A 21,090-nucleotide genomic window follows, 5' to 3' on the forward strand; every position below is an offset into this window, starting at 1 on the left:
TTAAATCTGTTTTGTAAGGATGTTACACTATTGTAGTGATAACGTTATTTGATTGCAATATGACTACTACTGCTACCTGAAGAGAGGTGTCTATTGATGTATGAACGGTTATAGATAGGTAAGTATGACTTTGTGTGAAGGATATTATATTAAATGATGAAGGGTAGGTTTATGACGGTATAATAATAAATCCATAATATTTGTAATAATTCAAATAAATAATAAAAAACTTTTGTTTGATTGTATCTTGTTTTTATCAAAATGCATGGGCTGAAAATACAGCATAAATGTTCAGTGTTACCCTCTATTTTATTCACTTATGACTAGGGTGTGCTGAGGTAAGCGAAGTCACGTCTAAATACAGTCAACCAGTCAAGACTCGAACAGCCTGAGGCCATTACTGTGATTGCATAAGCAACAGCATTTAAAAAACGCCATACTTCAAGCATGGCGTTTTTGTATTCAATCTTTCAAACTGAGAGATAGTTTTAGAGCTAATTATTTTTATTGATCCAAACTCTCAATTTTTAATTCTCTACGCTCAAAGTTTGTAAGTTACACATTGTTGACGATGTTTTTTGGTGGATTGTAGTAGTACTGTACACCAACACCGTAAGCGCCGCCGTACTCTTTAACGATATTCATGACATCATCATAAGTCTCTTCACGTGCCCAGTCGCGTTGTAATTCACACAAGACCTGAATCCAAGTCACAGGTGTAACGCCTGCCTCTACCATACGGATGATTGCCATGTCGTGGGCTTCCTTACTCGCGCCGCCACATGCATCGGTAACCACATAAACATCATAGCCCTGATCTGCGGCCGATATGGCTGGTAATAGGACACAGATTTCAGTCCACAGACCTGATATGATGATCTTTTTGCGACCTGTTTTTTTGACTTCATCAACGACGCGCTGATCTTCCCAAGCATTGAGACCAGTTCTGTCAATTGGAGTATGGTCTTCAAATACTCTTTTTTGCTGCTGAGGAATTTCACCGGTGAAATCATCAGTGGTCAACGTCGTTAGAATTGAAGGGATGTCCCAAATTTTTGCGGTTTTGGCTAAGCCTTGGATGGCATTCATGACAGCATTTGCATCATGGCTTTGTAGACCGAAATACATCTGCGGTTGTTGGTCAATGAACATAAAAACAGTATTGTCAGGGGTGATGAGCTTGTCACTACCTTCGGCTTTTACTTGGTCAACATTAAAATTAGACATCATTATCTTCCTTTGATTTTTTGATTATGGTTTAAGGGATCTAGTGTTGTTGGGATACAAGAATCATTCATAATAGCGAACATTGGATACTTAAGAAAGCCTCAATAAGCGCTACACACTAGTAAATAATTCTTAACAGAATATTAGTATTCAATATTAATTTTACATTAGCAAGCTAGTATGTCTTTTGTTCATATTTCGTAAATTGTGGATGATAAGTTATTGAAAGATAAGCTATTAACAGGTAAGAGCGTTGATAGGTTATCTCAGAATATTGTCTATTGTTTTTCTAGATTCTACTACTAGTAGTAGTCTATCTGTGGCTCATAAGTTGGTCGTCAGTGAAGTCCAGTAATACAATGAAACCATCTAACAACGGCTATGTATATATATGTTGTTATCGATTGATAGTCATTGCTGGTCTATGCTAATTTTTAGAAATTAATAGAGCACTGTGAAGATCTGTTGACTGTGAGCATTCTACTGCTGTGAATATTCGCTCGATTATTATTCCAAAAAAGGAGGCGATTATGTTGTTAGAGAAAATTATAACACCTGGGCTTTCGCACCCGTCTTATCTAGTGGGGTCAGGCGGGAAAGCGGCGGTGATTGATCCACGCCGCGACTGTGCCATCTACGTAGACAAAGCCCGCGCGGCAGGACTTGAGATCACTCATATCTTTGAGACGCACCGCAACGAAGACTTGGTTTCTGGTGCGCCGATATTGGCAGAGATGACGGGAGCAAGCGTACTACATGGACCAAATCCAGAGCAGCCCATCGTCTATGCTCAAACAGTGTACGACGGCGACTGCTTTAGCATTGGTCAACTTGAGATTCGCGTGTTAGAGACGCCTGGACATACCGACGATCATTTAGCATATGCTTTATTCGACGCTGCTTATCCAGAAGAAGCTGTTGGGGTTTTTACCGGTGATGCTTTGTTTGTTGGTGATGTTGGTCGTACTGACTTTTATCCTGACAGGCGTGAGGAGGTCGCAGGTCTGCTTTATGACTCGCTACAAAAAATACTAGCTTTGGGAGATCAGGCGATTATTTATCCTGCTCACGGTGCTGGTTCTGTTTGCGGCTCAGGTATGGCAGAACGTGAGTTCTCTACAGTTGGTCACGAAAGGTTGAACAACCCACGCTTACAGATTATGGATCGCGATGAATTTATTCATTTCAAAGTCAGCGAAAACCATTATCAGCCGCCATACTTTCGCTTAATGGAGCGACTCAATATGGAAGGCAGTGAAGCGCCTCCATCTGTTATTCGCCCGCGCAATCTATCGCTTCAACAGCTCAAAAACTGCAATGCTGATCATCTCATTGATATCCGTGAACCGATGGCTTATGCTTCCGGTCACCTGCCTGGCTCAATGAGCTTGCCTGTAGACATGATTTCTGCTTTTGCTGGATGGTATATCCATGAAGGGGAGAGCTTAGCGCTAATTGCCTCTGATGAAGAGCAGCTTGCCATCGCTATGAAGCACTTAATGAGAATCGCCTTCGATAATGTCGAGGGTGGTTATGTTGGGATAGTCTCTGCTGCTAAAAAAGGTGAGGAGATGCAAAAAACTCCAATGATTGACACGGCTGAGGTTAAAAGTCGTCTCGCAGGCGATGCTGACAATTGGACATTACTTGATGTCCGTGACACCGACGAGCGCGCATCTGATGCGATCGCAGAGTCGCAGCATATCTATGTCGGGCATCTTAATGAGCGCTGGCGTGAACTTGACAAAAACCGCCACTACACTTTAATGTGCGCTAGTGGCGAACGGTCAACGGTGGCAGCAGGATGGCTCACTAGTCGAGGGTTTGATAAGCTAGACATCTATCTTGGAGGAATAAGTGCTTGGAATGCACAGCATGATTGATTCTGAGCTCATGGAAACGGTATGGCCACTTTGGGGTAAGATAAGTCTTATACTTTCTTATACTTCAACATAATTTAAGAAACACAACGATAAAAACAAATTAAGGAAAGGTTATGCATATTACTGCTAATTTCGATGCAGGTAATATTGATGTTATCAGTTTAAAAGACAAAAAAGACATTCAATTGGCTATTCGTCCAGATGTTGGTGAAGCGTTTTTCCAGTGGTTTAACTTTCGTCTAACAGGTCAGGTTGGCGAGCAGTATATTCTCAATATTATTAATGCAGGGGAGGCGTCCTACGTTAAAGGCTGGGAGGGTTACCAAGCGGTTGCCTCATACGATCGGGAGTATTGGTTTCGTCTGCCAACCACTTATAAAGATGGTAAGTTGACCATCGTGGCAGAGCTAGAATGTGAAAGCATACAAATTGCGTATTTTGCCCCTTATAGTTATGAGCGTCATCAAGATTTATTGGCTGCTGTACAAATGCATCCGCTAGTCTCTTTAGAGCATCTAGGAGAAACGCTTGATAAGCGCGACTTAACCTTGGTTAAAATTGGTGATAGTAATAGTGCTGCGAATAAGCGCAATATTTGGATCACTGCGCGTCAGCATCCTGGTGAGACGATGGCTGAATGGTTAATCGAGGGATTATTATATAGCTTATTAGACAGCGATAACGCCACGGCTAAGTTGTTATTAGAGAAAGCGAACTTCTATATTGTGCCAAATATGAACCCTGATGGTAGTGTGCGCGGACACCTGCGTACCAACGCTGTCGGTACTAACCTAAACCGCGAATGGTTAAATCCAAGTTTAGAGAAAAGCCCTGAAGTGTTTCATGTGATCAATAAAATGGAAGAGACGGGCGTTGACCTGTTTTATGATGTGCACGGTGATGAAGCATTGCCTTATGTGTTCCTTGCCGGCTCTCAAGGGACGCCTAGTTATAATGACCGCCTTGCAAATCTACGTGATAGATTTTCAGACGTACTAAAGCTAGCCAGTGCTGATTTTCAGTCTGAATTTGGTTATGACATTGATGCGCCAGGTACAGCAAATATGACGGTGGCCACTAATTGGGTGGCTGAACGCTTTGATTGCCTAGCCAATACTTTAGAGATGCCATTCAAAGATAATGATAATCTACCTGATATGGATACGGGCTGGTCACCAGAACGTTCTGTTAAATTAGGGGAGGCCTCGTTAATAGCCATGTTAGCAGTGGTTGATACCTTACGTTATTGATAGAAAGATGGTAATAATAAAAGAGTTACTGGATTTATCTGGTAACTCTTTTTTTGTTTTATGTTGTATTTAACAAAATCTCCTATTAACAAATAACAATACTACCTATTAACACTAAGTGTGGTCAACTCAAGAAATCGATATAGTCTAGTAGCAGTTATTCATTTCACTAGTAGTAGCTATACAAGTTAGGGGAAAGATGCTTCGATGTTATTAGACCTCTTACTTGCTCATAAAATATAGAAACTACTTGCAAAATGAACAAATGTAAATTACATTATAAGAAATGCGTTATCTTATACGTAAACTCACTGGTAGAAATAAACTAACATCACCGCAAGGAGCCATCTATGTCAATGATTGACAAAAATCTCACATCATTTATCGATATCGCTAGCGATTCTGACTTTTCTATTCATAACCTACCTTATGGTGTTTTTAGCGACACTGCTGAGGGCAAGCGCCGAGCTGGTGTTGCCATTGGTGATCACGTTGTAGATCTCTCTGTGCTTGAGGAAAAAGGATTGCTAAAGCTTGAAGGTGGCAGCTACTTTGACCAGCCGACCTTAAACGCTTTTATCGAATCTGGTCGAGATAATTGGACTCAGGCACGTAGCACCATTCAAACATTGCTGTCTGCTGATAACGAGACATTGCGTGATAACCAAGAGCTACAAAGCGCAGCGTTATTTAAGCAAGCGGATGTCACCATGCACCTACCGGTTCATGTTCCTGGTTATACCGATTTTTACTCTTCTAAAGAGCATGCTACCAACGTCGGTACTATGTTCCGTGATCCCAATAACGCTTTGTTGCCTAACTGGACTGAGATGCCTGTTGGGTACAATGGTCGTGCCAGCACTGTCTTTGTCAGTGGTGAAGCAGACATCGTACGTCCATCTGGTCAGCTCAAGCCGAATGATAGCGAGCGTCCTATTTTCTCAGCTTGTAAGCGTCTTGATTTTGAGCTGGAGATGGCTTTTATTGTTGGTAAACCTAACAAGATCGGTGAGCCTATTGCGATTGAAAATGCTTGGGATCACATCTTTGGTATGGTGCTATTTAATGATTGGTCAGCCCGTGATATTCAGAAGTGGGAGTATGTGCCATTAGGTCCGTTTAATGCCAAAACCTTCGCTTCCGAGATTTCTCCTTGGATTGTCACTATGGATGCGCTAGCACCTTTCAAAGCTGAGCTGCCTACTCAAGACCCACAGCCTCTGGCTTATCTACGCGAGAAAAAACCTGAAAGCAGCTTCGATATCAATCTGTCAGTAGCGATACTTCCTGAAAGTGCAGATACCGCTACTGTCGTTGGCGAGACCAACTTTAAATATATGTACTGGTCGATGGCACAGCAGCTGACGCACCATACTATTGCAGGCTGTAAAGTAGAAGTAGGCGATATGATGGGGTCAGGCACCATCTCAGGACCTACGCCAGAATCTTATGGATCTATGCTTGAGATTGCTTGGAACGCCACTAAGCCTGTAACGCTTGAAGGCGGTGAAACCCGTACCTTTATCGAAGATGGTGATACCGTCATTATGAAAGGCTATAGCGAAAAAGACGGCATTCGTGTCGGCTTTGGTGAAGTGCGCGGCAAGGTTCTGCCTGCGTTAGATTTTAATTTTGACGCATAAATTTTCATAAAAATAGGCGTAAGACCATTGGCGACTACTGTTCATCAAGATAGCTTCGTGATTTAGGCTAGAGAGCTGTCCGTTATAGTAATTTTAGAATTAACCCAAGGTTTTACGCCCTATCAAAAGGATATTGATATGAGCTTTAAAATAGAAAAAATCCACCATGTGGCTTACCGCTGCAAAGATGCTAAAGAGACCGTTGAGTGGTACAAAAAACACTTAAACATGGATTTTATCTTGGCATTTGCTGAAGACCATGTGCCCTCAACCCATGCTTTTGATCCTTATATGCACATCTTTTTAGATGCTGGTAACGGTAATGTATTGGCATTTTTTGAAGTGCCCAATCAGCCCGAAATGGGCTTTGATCCCAATACCCCAAACTGGGTACAGCACTTGGCGCTCAAAGTAAAAGATCGTGACGCATTAATGGCTGCTAAAGAGCAGCTAGAATCTGCTGGTATCGATATTGTCGGTGTCACCAATCACGGTATCTTCCATTCTATCTATTTCTTTGATCCTAATGGTCATCGTTTAGAGCTGACCTATGATGACGTTGCTTCAGAAGAAAAAGTCTCTATGATTACTGAAGAGATGAAATACGACATGCTTGAGGAGTGGTCACGTACTAAGCGTGCGCCAGCCCATACGCAGTTTTTGCATGCCGACGAGTTGGCTGAAGCCAAAAAGCAAGTGCCTGCAGGTGAGTAACTGCATCTGAGTAACTGTATTTGATTAACTATGTCTAAGTGACTGTATCTAAGTGATATGGCTAAACAATCATGGACGAATGAATGGCTTGAGCTTAATGAGTCTAATTAGTAGTATATCGGAGACTACTGCACGCGTTTAAAAAGGATTTTAAACATGCACTTCCCAACGCAATTGCCGAGACAGTCATTGTATTTTGACTATCAAGTCTATCCTTATTATCACAGTCAACAAGATACTCAATCTGATGACCAGACCGTTACCCTAGTTGGTGGTGGTCTCATGGGCATGACTACGGCAATTATGTTGGCAAAGTATGGCGTAAAAGTCATATTAATCACCGATGAGCAACAGTTGGCTGAGGGCAGTCGTGCGCTGGTCTATACCAAGCGTAGTCTAGAAATACTCAATGCAGCAGGCGCGGCTGATGCAGTCATGCAAAAGGCACTGCCTTGGACACATGGAAAATCCATCTATAAAGGTAAAACGGTCTTTCGCATGGCGCATGCTGTTGACGAAAACGATCAGTTTCCGCCGCTTAGCAACTTGCAGCAAAACTATCTAGAAAGCTATCTGTTAGAGCAAATTGAACAGCATGACGATATTGAAGTCAGGTGGGGCAATAAGGTCGTCGATCTTGACGATCACAAAGACCACGTCACCTTGAGTCTACAAACGCCAGAGGGCGAATATCAACATACTTCAAACTGGGTGGTTGCTGCCGATGGTGGCCGCTCTTTTATTCGCTCGCATTTAAATCTAAAAATGGAAGGTGACAGTTACGAAGGCAGGTTCGTTATTGCCGACATTCGTATCAAGCTTGATTACCCAACTGAGCGTCTTGCCTTTTTCTCACCAGATTGGAATCCAAACAATACCATATTGATGCATCGTGAGCCTGATGATATCTGGCGCTTTGATTATCAGCTCGATCCTACTGTGACTCCTGAAGAAGCATTAAAACCTGAGAATCTCAAAAAAGCGGTCACCGATCAACTCAAAATGATTGGTAAAGATCACTTAGATTGGAAGCTTGATTGGAGTACGGTATATTCAGCGCGCGCGTTGACTCTCCCTGATTTTGTGCATAACCGCATCATATTTGTCGGCGACGCTGCTCATTTGTTACCGATATTTGGCGTACGCGGAGCCAATACAGGCTTTCAAGATGCTTTGGATGTGAGTTGGAAGCTGGCAGGCGTCATCAACGGCTGGGGCAATCAAGATTTGTTGCATAGCTATAGCGCAGATAGGGTACAGGCAGCCAAAGAAATCTGTGCTGAAGCGGGTAAGTCAACGCGCTTTATGTCACCGCCTAGCCATGGCTACCAAGTTTTGCGCGATGCGGTATTGTCACTATCACTAGAGCATGACTTTGTCCGTCCTTTATATCATTGGCGCACTTCTAGACCTCACGCTTATCATTCATCGCCGCTAAACAGTCAAAATGATGACAATGCTTCCATGAATGCTTTAACTGCTAATGGTGAGCTGTTTCCAAACTTAAAAACTTCTAACGGTACGTATCTATACGATGATCTTACTGGCGGGTTTTCTGTGCTGGTTTTTACCAATGACGCTATCAGCAGTGATTTAAAGCAAGAGATTAACACCTTAAAAAACCTAGGCATTCCTATCAAGATCATTGTCTTATCGGCTACACAGCGGCAAGTTCAAGGTGCTGATGTTACCTATCAAATAGATGAGCAAGTGCAAACCGAGAGGTATTTTGCACAAGAGGGCAGCGTTTACTTTGTACGCCCAGATCATCATATTGCTGGTCGCTGGTTGAATTACGATGACCATGTAGCACGGGCAGCCCATGCAATTACGGAAGCTTTGACCCCTTTTTTACAGCCAAAACAAGCTGTTAAAGTCAATACACAAGGAGGTTGATATGAGTAGCTTAGAGGTTACTAAGAATAATTTAGCTATTGAAAACTTAGAGGAGATTTATGACGTTCTAGCAAATGCAATTGATTCAGCGCCTAAACATAAACGAGAGCTGTTTTTGGTAAAGCTGGCTTTATTAAATGCCAATGCCTTAAATGACAAAGAAGACTTTATTGCAATGATCCATCAAGCATCAGTGTTTGAGGATTAATACGACATCCGCTTTATCACTACTAAAACTTAACCACTGAGAAAGGATTCTATAATGAAGACCAAACTATCTACCTCAATAGCTATGGCCACTGTAATGGCTGTATCTGGATTGACATTATCTGCATGTTCTAATAATGAGCAAGCAGCATCAGCCGATGGTGGCACAGATGAAGTCACAACCCTCAGGTTTTCTCATTTTATGACCGCTAACGACAACATAAATACCGAAGGGTTTGAGCCTTGGGCACGAAAGATTGAAGAAGAATCAAATGGCCGTATTAAGGTTGAGATTTATCCTTCTGCGACCTTGAGCAAACCAGGTGCCACTTACGATGCTGCTGCCAAAGGGACGGTAGATATTGGTATGCAAGTACAGGGTTATACTGCTGGGCGTTTTCCTTTAACTCAGGTAGTTGAGCTGCCCGGTATATCCAATACAGCAGAGCAGCAAACTTGTATCTTATATGAGCTGTATAACAGTGGTGCCATCTCTAGCGAATATGAAGACACTCATCTACTCTCCTTAATGGGCTCAGGACAGGGCGCGCTACATACCGTTGACAAGCCGATTCGTACGCCAGCAGATATGAAAGGTTTGCGTATTCGTCAACCATCAGTGGTTGCTAGCCATGTTATCGATACGATTGGTGCAGCGCCTGTAGGGATGCCGGCTAGTGATACCTATACCTCATTGCAGCGCGGTGTCATTGATGGACTCGCCTTTACTTGGCAGCCTATTCAAGCATTCCGTCTCGATGAATTGCTCAACCATCATACAAACATTCCTTTTTATAACTCGACCTTTGTAGTGACCATGAATAAGGATAAATACAACAGCCTGCCTGATGATCTGAAAAAAGTCATCGATGACAATTCAGGTCTAGTGATGTCCAATCGTATCGCTAAGATATTCGATGACAGTAACGACGCCGCGATGGCTGCCGCTCGAGAGAAGGGCGATACGATGATCGATATCCCAGACCCACTAAATGATCCTGATTGGAAAGGTCCATTACTAGAGGGTACTCAAAGATATCTTGATGAGTTAGCAGAGCTTGGTTTGGACGGCGAAGCCGTATATGAGCAAGCAAAAGCCGCTGCCGTTGGCTGCAAAGTCTAACTTACTAGCAGTGGGCGGATAGTTGTCAATAAATGGTTGTTACCTAATCACTATAGGTATCTAACCATTCAAACTTAACCATCAAGAAAGGATTCTATGATGAAAATTAAGCTTTGTAAGACTAGGCTCGGGACCAGAGTCACTTTAGCTACTGCGATTGCCCTGTCTGGAGTTGCCTTATCAGGTTGTTCTAACAACGAGCAATCCACTTCTGCCAAAGGTGAGTCGGATGAGGTCACCATTCTTAGGTTCTCACACTTCCTGAATGCCACTGACAACATCAATACTGAAGGGTTTGAGCCTTGGGCAAAAAAAATCGAAGAGGACTCAAATGGTCGTTTGAAAGTTGAAATCTATCCGTCATCCACTCTTAGTGAGGCGGGCGCTACCTATGACGCCTCTGCTAAAGGCACTATTGATATCGGCATGCAGGTGCAAGGCTATACCGCTGGACGTTTTCCATTGACGCAAGTGGTAGAGTTGCCTGGTATATCTAATACCGGACAGCAGCAGACCTGCATCCTATACAAGCTTTATGACGATGGCATCATCTCTGATGAATATGCAGATGTCCATTTGCTGTCTTTGATGGGTACTGGGCAGGGTGCTTTGCATACTGTTGATACCCCATCCGTACGCCAGCAGATATGAAAGGCATGCGTATTCGTCAGCCCTCGGTGGTTGCCAGCCATGTTATCGATGCTCTAGATGCCGCTCCTATTGGCATGCCGATTGGTGATGTTTATACCTCATTGCAACGCGGCGTCATTGATGGAATGGCCGTTACTTGGCAACCTATTCAAGCGTTTCGTCTCGATGAGTTACTCAACACTCATACCAACATTCCTTTTTATAACTCAACCCTTGTCGTGTCCATGAATAAGGACAAATACAACAGTTTACCTGACGACCTAAAAAAGGTCATTGATGACAACTCAGGGGTAGAGATGTCTACTCGAATCGCTAAGATATTTGATGATAGTAATGCTGAAGTCATGGCTGCCGCACGTGCCAAAGGCGATACGATGATTGATATCCCAGATCCGTTGAACGATCCTAATTGGAGAGGCCCGTTATTGGAAGGGACACAAAAGTATCTTGATGATGTCAATGCTCTAGGTTTAGATGCTGATGGTGTCTACGAAAAAGCCAAGGCTGCTAGTGCTGCTTGTGCAATCTAATTAATCAGAGGCAATGTCAACATGGCATACTTGGTCAAACTCAGCACCCTCATCTCCAGGCTGTGCCAACTTATCGGCGGCATCAGCCTAGTGATCATCGTCCTCGTCACCATCCTTGACGTCGGCGCCCGCTACATCTTCAAACTCACCGGCGGAGAAATGGGCTTCACCGTCAAAGGCAGCGTCGAGATCGTCTCCTACTTCATGCTCTTCGCCCTACTGGCCGCCTTTGCCGCTTTTGTTGAACGCTCACAAATCATCGTCGACGTCTTCACCCAAAAAATGTCCAAAGCCCTCAAAGGCTACCATGATGGGCGTCTTCATGATGGGCTTCTTCCTTATCGGACTCGTCTTCACCTGGGGACTATATGAAAGCGCCCTAGACGCCATAGAATTTGGCAAAGTCACCCAAGACCTTAGAATCTCCATGATGCCCATCTACGTGCTCAGCGCAGTACTCAGCCTACTACTAGCCATCCGCTCATTGATCGAATCCATCAACATCTTTAAAACAGGCGAATTCTTTGACGCCGAGGAGGCAGGCGCATGAGCCCAGAAATTATCGGAGCCATCGGCTTAATCGTCATGATCATACTGGTCGTCGTCAGAGTACCCGTCGCCCTTGCCATGCTCGGCGTTGGCCTCGTCGGCTTTGGCGCCGTCACCTCCCCAGACGGGGCCCTACAAATGCTCAAAGACCTCCCAGTCGACGTCTTAGCAAAGTATGACTTCAGCGCCATCCCACTATTCATCTTAATGGGCGTCTTTGCCACCCACTCAGGCATGGCAGGTAAACTCTTTGAATCCACCCGCACCATCTTTGGTGGCGTCAGAGGCAGCCTAGGTATTGCAGGCATTGGCTCCTCAGGCATCTTTGCCTCCATCTCAGGCTCCTCCCTTGCCACCGCCTCAACCATGACCCGTGTCGCCTTACCGCAAATGGAGAAATACGGCTACCAACCCGGCTTTGCCTGTGGCATCTTAGCCGCTGGTGGCACCCTTGGCATCATGATTCCGCCCAGCATCGCCTTACTGGTCTACGCCATCCTAACCGAACAGTCAGTCGGTGACATGTTCATCGCCGGCTTCCTACCAGGCATCCTTGGCATGGTCATGTACTCATTGACCGTCATGATCATGGTACGCTGGAAACCACATCTCGCCCCGCGCGGCGAGAAGACACCCTGGAAAGACAAACTGCTGTCCCTAACCGGACTCATCCCCTTTGGCTTTATCTTCGTCGTCATCATTGCCGGTATCTTCTTTGGTTTGTTTACCCCAACCGAAGGCGCAGCAGTCGGCGCCTTTGCCTCATGGGCTTATGCCGCCGCCAAAGGCATGCGCCTAAAAGGACTGAAGCAGTCACTGATTGAAACCCTAGCACTGTCTGCCGTGGTGTTCTTTATGCTACTGGGTGCAGAAGCCTTAGGATATTTCATCTCAGTCTCGCGTCTGTCTTATTCGTTAGCCACCTGGATTGGAGGACTGGCCGTCAGTCCGATGATTGTTCTGCTTGCTATCTTGCTGATGTACTTCTTGCTCGGTCTGTTTATGGATGCCTTGGCGATGCTGGTGATCACCATTCCGGTGGTGTTCCCTATCATCCTAGCATTGGGCTTTGATCCGATCTGGTTTGGTATCATTGCGGTACTTACGGTAGAGCTTGGACTGATTACGCCGCCGATGGGGATGAATATCTTTGTGATTAAGGCGGTGGCACCGCATATCAAGCTGTCGGATATGTTTAAGGGGGTGGCGCCCTTTATTGTCTCTGACTTTGTTAGGCTTGCTATCTTGTTGGCTTTCCCGGTGATTTCGTTGGGACTGCTTGGGGCGTAGGGGTGAGTCAGTTAGCAGTATGGTTTTATTGAAACATACTGCTAACAACACAGTGTTTAACAGTGTTTGAAAATAATATAAGGATATAGATAATGACCGCTTTCAATAATAAGCTGATTATAGGTTCAGGTATGATGCTGACAGGGATGTCAGTCACACATGCTGCCACAGTGGCAGATACTGCCTCTAATACTGAAAATCAAAAACCGCCTAATGTCTTGGTCATCATGGCCGATGACTTAGGGTTTTCAGATATCTCTCCTTATGGCGGTGAGATTGAAACCCCTAATTTACAAATGCTCGCAGAAAATGGTGTGAGCTTTACTGACTTTTCCGTAACGCCTTACTCTGCGCCTTCTCGAGCAGCATTCTTAACGGGTTCAGATCCGCATGAAGTCGGCTTGGGTAATTTATTTGTATTTAATACACCTGAGCAAAACAAGGACCCTGATTACGTGGGGCATCTTAATGACAAAGCTTTATCCATTGCGCAGCGCTTGCAGCAAGCAGGCTATTATACGGTGATATCTGGTAAGTGGCATCTCGGCACCAAACCTGAAAACGCACCTACTAACTGGGGCTTTGATGACTCTTTTGTCTATCTAAAAGGTGATGGTAATCATTATAAACGTGATAATTATCCAGACGGTCCTGATGGCGATCAGCCATATCGGTTAAACGGTGAATTGGTTGAGTTACCCGATGACTTCTACTCATCGACGACTTTTGCAGATTACTTGATGAAATCTCTAAATCAGCGTCCAGACAATAAACCGTTCTTTGCCTATCTACAGTTCACCGCCCCGCATTCGCCTTTGCAAGCACCGCTCGAAGATATAAAAAAGTATGATGGTCACTATCAAGATGGGCCACGTGCTTTGGCTGAGCAACGCTTTAAAAATGCCAAAAAACTAAATTTTATTCCTGAATCTGCCAAACAACCTACTATGGTGGGTTATCCATCATGGGACAGCTTTAGTGAGGAGGATAGACAAAAAGAGATCAAACGCATGCAGATCTATGCCGCCATGGTCGATAACATGGATGCCAATATCGGTAGAGTGATTGATGATCTTAAAGAAAAGGGTGAGCTGGATAATACTTATATTTTCTTCTTCTCTGACAATGGTGCTGCGGGGAAATATCGTGAGACCGCAGGACGCTGGAAAGACTGGGTCAATAATGATCATGATAACTCGCTTGCAAACATGGGTAACTTTGACAGCTATGTATCAACAGGAACAGGCTGGGCACAAGCGTCTAATATGCCGTTTTCCCTCTTCAAAGGCTACACCTCAGAAGGAGGCGTGCGTTCTCCTTTGATAGCCAGCGGCCCTAATATTCCTAAGTCCAAAGTATCTGATAAATACAGTAACTTAACAGATTTAGCCCCGACTATTTTGGATATTGCTGGAGTAGCAAAAACCACGCCTAAAGGCAAAGCTTCCTTAGATGGTGAGACATTGATGCCTGCGCTTACGCAGCCTCAACTGGGTGCGCAAGGACCTTATGAACCCAAAGTGCTGGAAATGAATGGTGCTAAAATGGTGCGCTTTGGAGACTTCAAAGCACTTGCTAACACGCATAGGTTTGCTGGATTGGATGATGATGCCGTACCAACACAACAATGGCAGCTTTATAATCTAGCTCAAGATCCTGGTGAAACCACTAATATCGCTGAGCAATATCCAAAAATCCTAGATAGCATGATTGCAAATTATAATGACTATGCGAAAAAGGTTGGTGTGGTTGAAGTATCGCCTACTAGCAAATAAACATAGTTATCTGATAGCAAACCCGAAAATTATACCTATCATAATCAATGATAAAGTCATGTATTGTGATAGGTGTATTTGGATTTTAAAGAGCCTGACTTATGAACCGTATTCCTACCGTACCTATAAATCCAAAATCTATAAATCCAAATGCCTCAAATAACCCAAGCATATATCCTAAACTTAGAATCGCTGATAATGAGCAGGTCGCTTATCGGTTTCATACCATGCTCAAGCCAAGTGGCTCTGCTTGCAATATCAACTGTGACTATTGCTTTTATCTACACAAACAAGATCTACTCAATCAACCTAAGCATCCACGCATGCCTGAAGCGACACTGGATCAGCATATTAGACAGTACATTGAGGCACAGTTTGGTGCCGAAGAAGTGGTGTTCACTTGGCAAGGCGGAGAGCCAACCTTGATGGGGCTAGACTTCTTCGCAAGAGTGGTTGAATTACAAAAGCAATATTGTCCTGATGAGATGGTTATTCTCAACGATATCCAAACCAATGGCCTGCTATTGGATGATAAGTGGTGTCAGTTTTTAGCAGCCAATAACTTTTTAGTGGGCATATCCATCGACGGGCCAAAGCACTTACACGATCGTTACCGCCGTACCAATAATGACAAACCGACGCATGATCTGGTTATGGCAGCTATTAAGCGCCTAAAAACGTACGATATCCCTTTCAATGCACTGTGCGTCATTAATGATGCAAATGCTAAAGAGCCTTTGGCTGTCTATCGGTTTTTGCGTGATGAAGTTGAGCCGCGTATGATTCAGTTTTTGGCTGGGGTGGAGCCGCTTGATTTTAAGCAAGTGGCTCCCTTGCATTGGCAGCCTGATTCGTTAAAGCAAATAGATGAGCTGCAAGATACCTCTGATTTAACAGCGATGCATGAAGTGGTCACTGAATGGTCGGTCACGCCTGAAGGATGGGGTGAGTTTTTGACCATAGTTTGGCAGGAATGGATAGAGGCGGATATCGGTCGTGTATTTGTTGATCATTTCGAAAATACCCTTTCGCAGATCCTTAATAAAGGCGCCCAAAAATGTACTACTGCTGCTATTTGTGGCAAGGCTCTAGCATTGGAGCACAATGGTGATTTGTATTGCTGTGATCACTTTGTTTATCCTGAATACAAGCTAGGCAATATTCATCATACTCATCAAGGAGACTTAGCTTTTAGCAAAAAGCAAACGCAGTTCGGCTATCTTAAACAAAGCACTTTGCCTGAGTATTGTAAACAGTGTGATTTTTTAACACTGTGTTGGGGCGATTGTCCTAAACACCGTTTTATCAAAGCCCCCGATGGTGAAGTGGGGCTAAGCTACCTCTGTGCTGGGTTAAAAATGTATTATGCTCAAGTGAGCTCAGACCTATTACTCGTTAAGAGCAAATTAGGCTGGCATTAGAAAATAGCTTTTCTTATACGTTGTTTAAATCATCTGATAACGCTCAGCGATCGCTATTATTTTATTGGCGATTTGATGCTGTTTACTTGCTGGGAGTTGTTCAGTCGTACCGATAACGGTAACAGCATACTCTAGTGACGTGTGGCTTTCTGGCAGGGTACCATCATCAGATGCGTTAATATTGAGAGTATCAGTAGGTTTGGCAGTTTGTGACAAAAAAACAGGGATGCTAATGGCATTGATACCCATAAAAAGGACACCAGTGACGGCTGCATAACCTTGTTTGCGAATATCTGTTTGTAATTGCGTGAAGTCCTGCCAGTTTGTAGCCAGATCATCTTTATGCTCAGGAATAGAAGAGGAGCTATCGGCTCTGTTTTGCCATTCGGTAGATACTAAGGGTTTGATCATGTTTTCAGGCTGATAACTGGCAAATAGCCTGCCAGTAGCAGAGGTGGTTAATGGCATGCGTGAGCCTATACGGGTGATGATACTAATAGGGCTGTCAGGCTCAACCAAATGGATGACTACTGGCCCTTCATTAAACCATTTGGCGATTTGCACACCGCAGTTGAGTAGGTCTTTGATTTCATTGGCAATAAGCTTCAGTCGCTCGAAAGTGTTGTTTTGATTGAAACCTGTATATGCTAGGGCGTTCACTCGCTCTCCGACTTTATAACGACCATCATCAAGTTGACGAGCATATTTTTTACGGATAAGACTCACTAAATATCGATGCATTTTGGCAGGATGCATCTGCATTGCTTGAGCAATGTCTTTTAGCATCATCGGCTCGTTATGCTCGATAAGTACATCGAGTATGGACAGACCAATCTCAAGTGACTGTATGCCGCCTTGGTTTTTACTTGTGGCAGTTTGTGCTGATGACATGGCTAGCCTTCTAAAAATAACTGAATAAATCACATCGAATATAAAGTGTATTGATTACTGATGATGTCATAGTATACGTTATATTTAATATTTACAGAGTAAAAGATAGCTATCATTGGTCATTAAGCAGTGGCTCTAGACATATACTCCCAGTTTTATTAAACCTTGCAAGCCGCACCGGCTGCTTTGGCTTTTTCATAGACTTCTTGAGTATCAACTCCCTCTACATTTACACTGCTTAGATATTTTTGCATGCCAGCTTCGAGTGGCGCTTTCCAAGCGGGATCATTGAGCGGATCTGGAATCTCCACCATAGTATCGCCTTTATCAACAGCGGCTTGCCTTACCTCAGCATTGACCCGATCAAAGATTTGTGAGGCTTTTATACCCATTTGTGCCCCTGAATTATCATCAATGACTTTTTTTAGATCATCAGGCAGGCTTTCATATTTGTCTTTGTTCATCGTAACTACAAAGGCAGCGTTATAAAATGGAATATAGGTGTGCGAGTTGACCAGCTCGTCCAAGCGAAAAGCTTGAATAGGTTGCCATGGTAGGCTTACCCCGTCGATAACGCCGCGCTGCAAGGAGGTATAAGTATCACTGGCAGGCATACCGACAGTAACGGCTCCCACTGACTCTAGCATATCGGCTGCTACAGATGACGTACGTCGAATGCGCATACCCTTTAAGTCTGCTGGCGTACGGATGGGGGTATCAACAGTATGTATGCCATGTGGCCCTGACCCCATCATAAAGAGCAGATGAGTGTCGGCATATTCGTTTGAGATGACGCCATCATCATATAGCGTATGCAGCACACAGCTCAACTGCTCACCTGACTCAGAAACGCCAGGCAACTCTGCAATTTGGCTAACAGGGAAGCGGCCACTGGTATAGCCATGCGGCTGCACACCTATGTCGATAGTGCCTTTTGCAGCGGCGTCATAGGTGACATCAGGTTTGCTGAGAGTTGCTGAAGGATAAATTTCAACTTTGATGCGCCCATTCGAGTCCTCTTCAACTTGTCTTGCCCAAGGCTCGAAAGCTTCTTTATTCATGGAGTCGTTGAGTGTCATAAAGTGCGAGAACCTAAGCGTTATGACCTCATCGCTATTGGTTGCAGCTTCTTGATTAGAGCAAGCAGACAATGCCAATAAGCTTGCCATGGCTATAGTAGCGGACAGTTTTTTATTCAGCTTATACATCATTGATTCCTTCCTTGGAGAGTGATTTATAGTGTTTTTGAGATGATCTTTAGTATATATCGAAGGGTAAGGATTGGGGAAATTGCCAATTATTTAGCAAAAATTATCGTTTGAACCATAAATATTACGTAATACATAATCAATTACTTGATAAGATAATAGGGCCTCAGGCAAAAGCTTTGATAACAACTGCTATAAACTGGCCATGAAATGATAATAAACTGGCCATGAAATGATAATAGTTAAAAAGATCTTTCAGCCATAAAGCCATTTACGTAGTATGTAAAATGTTGCTTTATAGCGTTATTTATTAATTACAAAAATTAACAAAATATGAGTTTATGATGTCAAATTCTGATAAGAGAAGTAAGGGTGTTCAATCAATGGAGATTGGTCTATCGATATTGGATGTATTGATAGACCAAAGAGAGCCGATGAAACTCAAAAATATCGCTTTGTCTATGCAAATGCATCCTGCCAAGATGCATCGATATTTAGTGAGTCTTATCCGTAAAAAATACGTCGAGCAGCTTGGTGATGGTAGCTATGCTTTAGGCATACGCGTAGATGCTTTGAGGCAGGCAGGACTTAATCAAAATAATGTCATGGAACAGCTGATCAAAATAGCCACTGATATTAAAGACAGTCTTTATTGCGGGGTGCAAATCGCCAAATGGTTTAATGAAGGGCCAATTGTAATCAAGGCTATTGAGCCTGATACGCCGATTAGCATCATCACGCGGGTAGGCTCGCGCATGCCCTTAGTGACCTCGGCAACGGGTCAATTGCTAGCGAGTTATCAGCCGCTTGATACTATTAAGCCGTTGGTACTAGCAGAACTACAAAGCACCATAAAGGCGTCAGTGTCTACAGTTTTTGAGGAAGAGGGTACGCAGGTAGAAACTCGAACACAAGAAATAGAAAAACAATGGCAGCAGTATGAACAATCATTGCATGAGATTAGAGAGCAAGGCTACTCATGCGTGACTGGGGATATGATGAGAGGCATTAACGCTTTTAGTATACCGATTGATATGCAGTATGCTTTAGATGATTCAGACGCCCTAGCAGTCTCTAATAATAGACAGCTAGGGCACTCAATTACCGTTATTGGAACAGCGGAACAACTGCCGTATAGCAAGAAAAAAAGTATCATCAATCAGATGTTGTCGATATCACAGTCTTATATCAGACCTTGATAACATGACTGGTGTTAAAGATATAGTCGGAGCACTTTTAAACCGCTACGGTGTTACCCGCCCTAGATGTACTTAGTGTACTATCTGCGGTCGGTCGCCTTGTAGCGATTTTAAAATTCCTTGACTATAGTTACTGCTGACGATTTCTAAAAGACTCTAATTAAAAACCAGATATCCATGGGTGTATGGGTATCTGGCTCAGTGAAATCATCACTCTATCTTAGGCGAGTGCTTAAGTCAGTGCTTAGATGACATTGACGGTGATACTGCCAAGACCTTCCACACTTGCGACCATGGTGTCGCCTTTGACCACAGGGCCAACGCCTTCTGGCGTACCCGTCATGATCAAGTCCCCAGCTTTTAATTCAAACAACTCAGACAAACGCGAGATGACTTCTGCAGTTTTCCAAATCAGATGGGTGATATCACTTTGCTGCTTGGTCTCACCATTCACTGAAAGCTCGATATTACCAGCGGTTAACTCATTGGTGCCATCGATAGGGGTCAGCTCACCGATAGGTGCAGAGTAGTCAAATGCCTTGCCCACTTCCCATGGACGACCTTGCTCACGCATGGTCATTTGCAAATCACGGCGGGTCATATCAAGACCGACAGCATAACCAAAGATGACGTTTTTGGCATCCTCAACTGAGATGTTTTTGGCGTCTTTACCGATAGCCACTATCAGCTCAACTTCATAATGATAGTTTTCAGTAAGCGGCGGATAAGGCAAGTCGATAGTACCGTCTTTTGCTACTGGTACGACAGACTCGGGATCATTAGGCTTACAAAAAAAGAATGGCGGGTTACGATCTGGGTCAAAGCCCATTTCGCGGGCATGGGCGGCATAGTTGCGACCCACGCAGTAGACGCGGCGCACTGGGAACTTATCTTCTGTGCCTTTAACATTTAGACCAACGTGCTCAAAAGGTTCAATCACATACGACATAAAACACTCCTTGTTAATATTTAATTTTCAAAAACAGTATTACAAAGCATCTTCCTGATTGCTGGGTTCTGCATCGATAAAGGCTTGTAAGGTATGGCAATGCTTGTCAATGGCTTCAATGATAGGATAAGCGCTCATGTCTACCCCAAAGCGCCGTGCCGAGTATACTTGTGGTATCAAATAACACTCTACAAGCGTAGGACTGTTACCATAGCAAAAATCACCGCGTTCTTTATCTTCAGCAAGCAGCTTTTCTAACGCCGTAAACCCATCGTTTATCCAGCGCTGACACCACAGCTTGACTTGTTCTTCTTCGACAGAAAGCTCATTACGCAAATACTGCAAAATACGGCGGTTGTTGATGGGGTGAATGTCACAGCCTATCATGGCACTCAGCGCCCGGACACGCATACGTCCAGCACTGTCTTTAGGCAGCAGCGGTGTATCAGCATAAGTCTCCTCTAGCCATTCTAAAATGGCAGGGCTCTGAAACAGTTGTAGGTCGTTGGTTTGCAGGACAGGTACGAGACCTTGTGGGTTTAACGCTTTAAACTCAGGCTCTAACTGTTGGTCTTTGGCTAAATTGACTGAAATTGACTCATAATCTAGTCCTTTTAAATTTAATGCAATGCGAACACGGTGCGAGGTACCGCTACGAAAGTAGCCATATAGTTTCATTATCAT

The 21,090-nt window shown here is 43.9% G+C and carries 20 protein-coding genes; 15 read left to right on the forward strand and 5 right to left on the reverse strand.

Annotated features, from left to right (window positions below; genetic code table 11):
* Nucleotides 1-555 precede the first annotated feature (555 nt).
* Nucleotides 556-1,230 carry a hydrolase gene (locus JMY01_RS05725; protein ID WP_227677704.1) on the reverse strand — a complete coding sequence of 225 codons (675 nt, stop codon included), beginning with the start codon at nt 1,228-1,230 and terminating at the stop codon, nt 556-558.
* A 527-nt stretch (nt 1,231-1,757) separates the two neighbouring features.
* Here JMY01_RS05725 and JMY01_RS05730 point away from each other — a divergent pair.
* The 14 genes from JMY01_RS05730 to JMY01_RS05785 all read left to right on the forward strand — a co-directional run bounded on the left by JMY01_RS05730 (nt 1,758) and on the right by JMY01_RS05785 (nt 16,159).
* Entirely contained in the window at nt 1,758-3,110 is a 1,353-nt protein-coding gene (locus JMY01_RS05730; RefSeq protein ID WP_201574684.1) for a rhodanese-like domain-containing protein, read from the forward strand.
* Between the two features lie 113 nt (nt 3,111-3,223).
* Nucleotides 3,224-4,360 (forward strand): M14-type cytosolic carboxypeptidase, encoded by a 1,137-nt coding sequence (locus JMY01_RS05735; RefSeq protein WP_201574685.1) that lies wholly within the window; start codon nt 3,224-3,226, stop codon nt 4,358-4,360.
* 350 nt (nt 4,361-4,710) lie between these two features.
* Nucleotides 4,711-6,003, forward strand: a complete 1,293-nt coding sequence (gene fahA / locus JMY01_RS05740; protein WP_201574686.1) for a fumarylacetoacetase — start codon at nt 4,711-4,713, stop codon at nt 6,001-6,003.
* Nucleotides 6,004-6,141: 138 nt separating this feature from the next.
* Nucleotides 6,142-6,717: a VOC family protein gene (locus JMY01_RS05745; protein WP_201574687.1), complete on the forward strand. Its 576-nt coding sequence runs from the start codon at nt 6,142-6,144 to the stop codon at nt 6,715-6,717.
* 156 nt (nt 6,718-6,873) lie between these two features.
* The gene (locus JMY01_RS05750; RefSeq protein WP_201574688.1) at nt 6,874-8,613 is read left to right on the forward strand and encodes an FAD-dependent monooxygenase; all 1,740 of its coding nucleotides are present in this window, start codon (nt 6,874-6,876) and stop codon (nt 8,611-8,613) included.
* A gap of 1 nt (nt 8,614) precedes the next feature.
* Nucleotides 8,615-8,821 (forward strand): hypothetical protein, encoded by a 207-nt coding sequence (locus tag JMY01_RS05755; protein WP_201574689.1) that lies wholly within the window; start codon nt 8,615-8,617, stop codon nt 8,819-8,821.
* Between the two features lie 54 nt (nt 8,822-8,875).
* Nucleotides 8,876-9,943, forward strand: coding sequence for a TRAP transporter substrate-binding protein (locus tag JMY01_RS05760; protein ID WP_201574690.1), 1,068 nt, complete (start codon nt 8,876-8,878; stop codon nt 9,941-9,943).
* 96 nt (nt 9,944-10,039) lie between these two features.
* The gene (locus JMY01_RS14375) at nt 10,040-10,594 is read left to right on the forward strand and encodes a hypothetical protein (protein WP_307781394.1); all 555 of its coding nucleotides are present in this window, start codon (nt 10,040-10,042) and stop codon (nt 10,592-10,594) included.
* A complete protein-coding gene (dctP, locus tag JMY01_RS14380; RefSeq protein ID WP_307781395.1) occupies nt 10,591-11,124 on the forward strand; it encodes a TRAP transporter substrate-binding protein DctP in 534 nt (177 codons plus the stop codon). Before JMY01_RS14375 ends, dctP begins: the two co-directional genes overlap by 4 nt.
* Nucleotides 11,125-11,145: 21 nt before the next feature.
* Nucleotides 11,146-11,496, forward strand: a complete 351-nt coding sequence (locus JMY01_RS05770) for a hypothetical protein (RefSeq protein WP_227677606.1) — start codon at nt 11,146-11,148, stop codon at nt 11,494-11,496.
* A gap of 55 nt (nt 11,497-11,551) precedes the next feature.
* On the forward strand, nt 11,552-11,674 hold the full coding sequence (locus JMY01_RS14260) for a hypothetical protein (RefSeq protein ID WP_265089827.1): 123 nt from the start codon (nt 11,552-11,554) through the stop codon (nt 11,672-11,674).
* Nucleotides 11,671-12,963, forward strand: a complete 1,293-nt coding sequence (locus JMY01_RS05775) for a TRAP transporter large permease (RefSeq protein WP_201573378.1) — start codon at nt 11,671-11,673, stop codon at nt 12,961-12,963. The genes JMY01_RS14260 and JMY01_RS05775 overlap by 4 nt, the downstream gene beginning before the upstream one ends.
* 92 nt (nt 12,964-13,055) lie before the next feature.
* Complete coding sequence (locus JMY01_RS05780; RefSeq protein ID WP_201574691.1) at nt 13,056-14,738, forward strand: arylsulfatase; 1,683 nt, start codon at nt 13,056-13,058, stop codon at nt 14,736-14,738.
* A gap of 101 nt (nt 14,739-14,839) precedes the next feature.
* Nucleotides 14,840-16,159 (forward strand): anaerobic sulfatase maturase, encoded by a 1,320-nt coding sequence (locus JMY01_RS05785; protein ID WP_201574692.1) that lies wholly within the window; start codon nt 14,840-14,842, stop codon nt 16,157-16,159.
* 24 nt (nt 16,160-16,183) lie between these two features.
* Here the strand turns inward: JMY01_RS05785 and JMY01_RS05790 are convergent, their stop codons facing one another.
* Both JMY01_RS05790 and JMY01_RS05795 read right to left on the reverse strand, forming a co-directional pair.
* Nucleotides 16,184-17,050, reverse strand: a complete 867-nt coding sequence (locus JMY01_RS05790) for an IclR family transcriptional regulator (RefSeq protein ID WP_201574693.1) — start codon at nt 17,048-17,050, stop codon at nt 16,184-16,186.
* 158 nt (nt 17,051-17,208) lie between these two features.
* Complete coding sequence (locus tag JMY01_RS05795; RefSeq protein ID WP_227677706.1) at nt 17,209-18,261, reverse strand: TRAP transporter substrate-binding protein; 1,053 nt, start codon at nt 18,259-18,261, stop codon at nt 17,209-17,211.
* Between the two features lie 338 nt (nt 18,262-18,599).
* On the opposite strand from JMY01_RS05795, the gene JMY01_RS05800 reads away from it, so the two are divergent.
* Nucleotides 18,600-19,457, forward strand: a complete 858-nt coding sequence (locus tag JMY01_RS05800) for an IclR family transcriptional regulator (RefSeq protein WP_227677708.1) — start codon at nt 18,600-18,602, stop codon at nt 19,455-19,457.
* Between the two features lie 244 nt (nt 19,458-19,701).
* On the opposite strand, the gene JMY01_RS05805 is transcribed toward JMY01_RS05800, so the two are convergent.
* Both JMY01_RS05805 and maiA read right to left on the reverse strand, forming a co-directional pair.
* Nucleotides 19,702-20,406, reverse strand: a complete 705-nt coding sequence (locus JMY01_RS05805; protein WP_201574694.1) for a fumarylacetoacetate hydrolase family protein — start codon at nt 20,404-20,406, stop codon at nt 19,702-19,704.
* Between the two features lie 39 nt (nt 20,407-20,445).
* On the reverse strand, nt 20,446-21,084 hold the full coding sequence (gene maiA, locus JMY01_RS05810; RefSeq protein ID WP_201574695.1) for a maleylacetoacetate isomerase: 639 nt from the start codon (nt 21,082-21,084) through the stop codon (nt 20,446-20,448).
* Nucleotides 21,085-21,090 lie beyond the last annotated feature (6 nt).

Origin of the sequence: Psychrobacter sp. H8-1 (assembly GCF_904846575.1) — a bacterium.
Taxonomy (GTDB): domain Bacteria; phylum Pseudomonadota; class Gammaproteobacteria; order Pseudomonadales; family Moraxellaceae; genus Psychrobacter; species Psychrobacter fulvigenes.

What these genes read in the sequence shown, in the direction of transcription:
- JMY01_RS05725 (WP_227677704.1), bottom strand. Translation starts at nt 1,230, where the DNA reads ATGATGTCTAATTTTAATGTTGACCAAGTAAAAGCCGAAGGTAGTGAC.
- JMY01_RS05730 (WP_201574684.1), top strand. Translation starts at nt 1,758, where the DNA reads ATGTTGTTAGAGAAAATTATAACACCTGGGCTTTCGCACCCGTCTTAT.
- JMY01_RS05735 (WP_201574685.1), top strand. Translation starts at nt 3,224, where the DNA reads ATGCATATTACTGCTAATTTCGATGCAGGTAATATTGATGTTATCAGT.
- fahA (WP_201574686.1), top strand. Translation starts at nt 4,711, where the DNA reads ATGTCAATGATTGACAAAAATCTCACATCATTTATCGATATCGCTAGC.
- JMY01_RS05745 (WP_201574687.1), top strand. Translation starts at nt 6,142, where the DNA reads ATGAGCTTTAAAATAGAAAAAATCCACCATGTGGCTTACCGCTGCAAA.
- JMY01_RS05750 (WP_201574688.1), top strand. Translation starts at nt 6,874, where the DNA reads ATGCACTTCCCAACGCAATTGCCGAGACAGTCATTGTATTTTGACTAT.
- JMY01_RS05755 (WP_201574689.1), top strand. Translation starts at nt 8,615, where the DNA reads ATGAGTAGCTTAGAGGTTACTAAGAATAATTTAGCTATTGAAAACTTA.
- JMY01_RS05760 (WP_201574690.1), top strand. Translation starts at nt 8,876, where the DNA reads ATGAAGACCAAACTATCTACCTCAATAGCTATGGCCACTGTAATGGCT.
- JMY01_RS14375 (WP_307781394.1), top strand. Translation starts at nt 10,040, where the DNA reads ATGATGAAAATTAAGCTTTGTAAGACTAGGCTCGGGACCAGAGTCACT.
- dctP (WP_307781395.1), top strand. Translation starts at nt 10,591, where the DNA reads ATGAAAGGCATGCGTATTCGTCAGCCCTCGGTGGTTGCCAGCCATGTT.
- JMY01_RS05770 (WP_227677606.1), top strand. Translation starts at nt 11,146, where the DNA reads ATGGCATACTTGGTCAAACTCAGCACCCTCATCTCCAGGCTGTGCCAA.
- JMY01_RS14260 (WP_265089827.1), top strand. Translation starts at nt 11,552, where the DNA reads ATGATGCCCATCTACGTGCTCAGCGCAGTACTCAGCCTACTACTAGCC.
- JMY01_RS05775 (WP_201573378.1), top strand. Translation starts at nt 11,671, where the DNA reads ATGAGCCCAGAAATTATCGGAGCCATCGGCTTAATCGTCATGATCATA.
- JMY01_RS05780 (WP_201574691.1), top strand. Translation starts at nt 13,056, where the DNA reads ATGACCGCTTTCAATAATAAGCTGATTATAGGTTCAGGTATGATGCTG.
- JMY01_RS05785 (WP_201574692.1), top strand. Translation starts at nt 14,840, where the DNA reads ATGAACCGTATTCCTACCGTACCTATAAATCCAAAATCTATAAATCCA.
- JMY01_RS05790 (WP_201574693.1), bottom strand. Translation starts at nt 17,050, where the DNA reads ATGTCATCAGCACAAACTGCCACAAGTAAAAACCAAGGCGGCATACAG.
- JMY01_RS05795 (WP_227677706.1), bottom strand. Translation starts at nt 18,261, where the DNA reads ATGATGTATAAGCTGAATAAAAAACTGTCCGCTACTATAGCCATGGCA.
- JMY01_RS05800 (WP_227677708.1), top strand. Translation starts at nt 18,600, where the DNA reads ATGATGTCAAATTCTGATAAGAGAAGTAAGGGTGTTCAATCAATGGAG.
- JMY01_RS05805 (WP_201574694.1), bottom strand. Translation starts at nt 20,406, where the DNA reads ATGTCGTATGTGATTGAACCTTTTGAGCACGTTGGTCTAAATGTTAAA.
- maiA (WP_201574695.1), bottom strand. Translation starts at nt 21,084, where the DNA reads ATGAAACTATATGGCTACTTTCGTAGCGGTACCTCGCACCGTGTTCGC.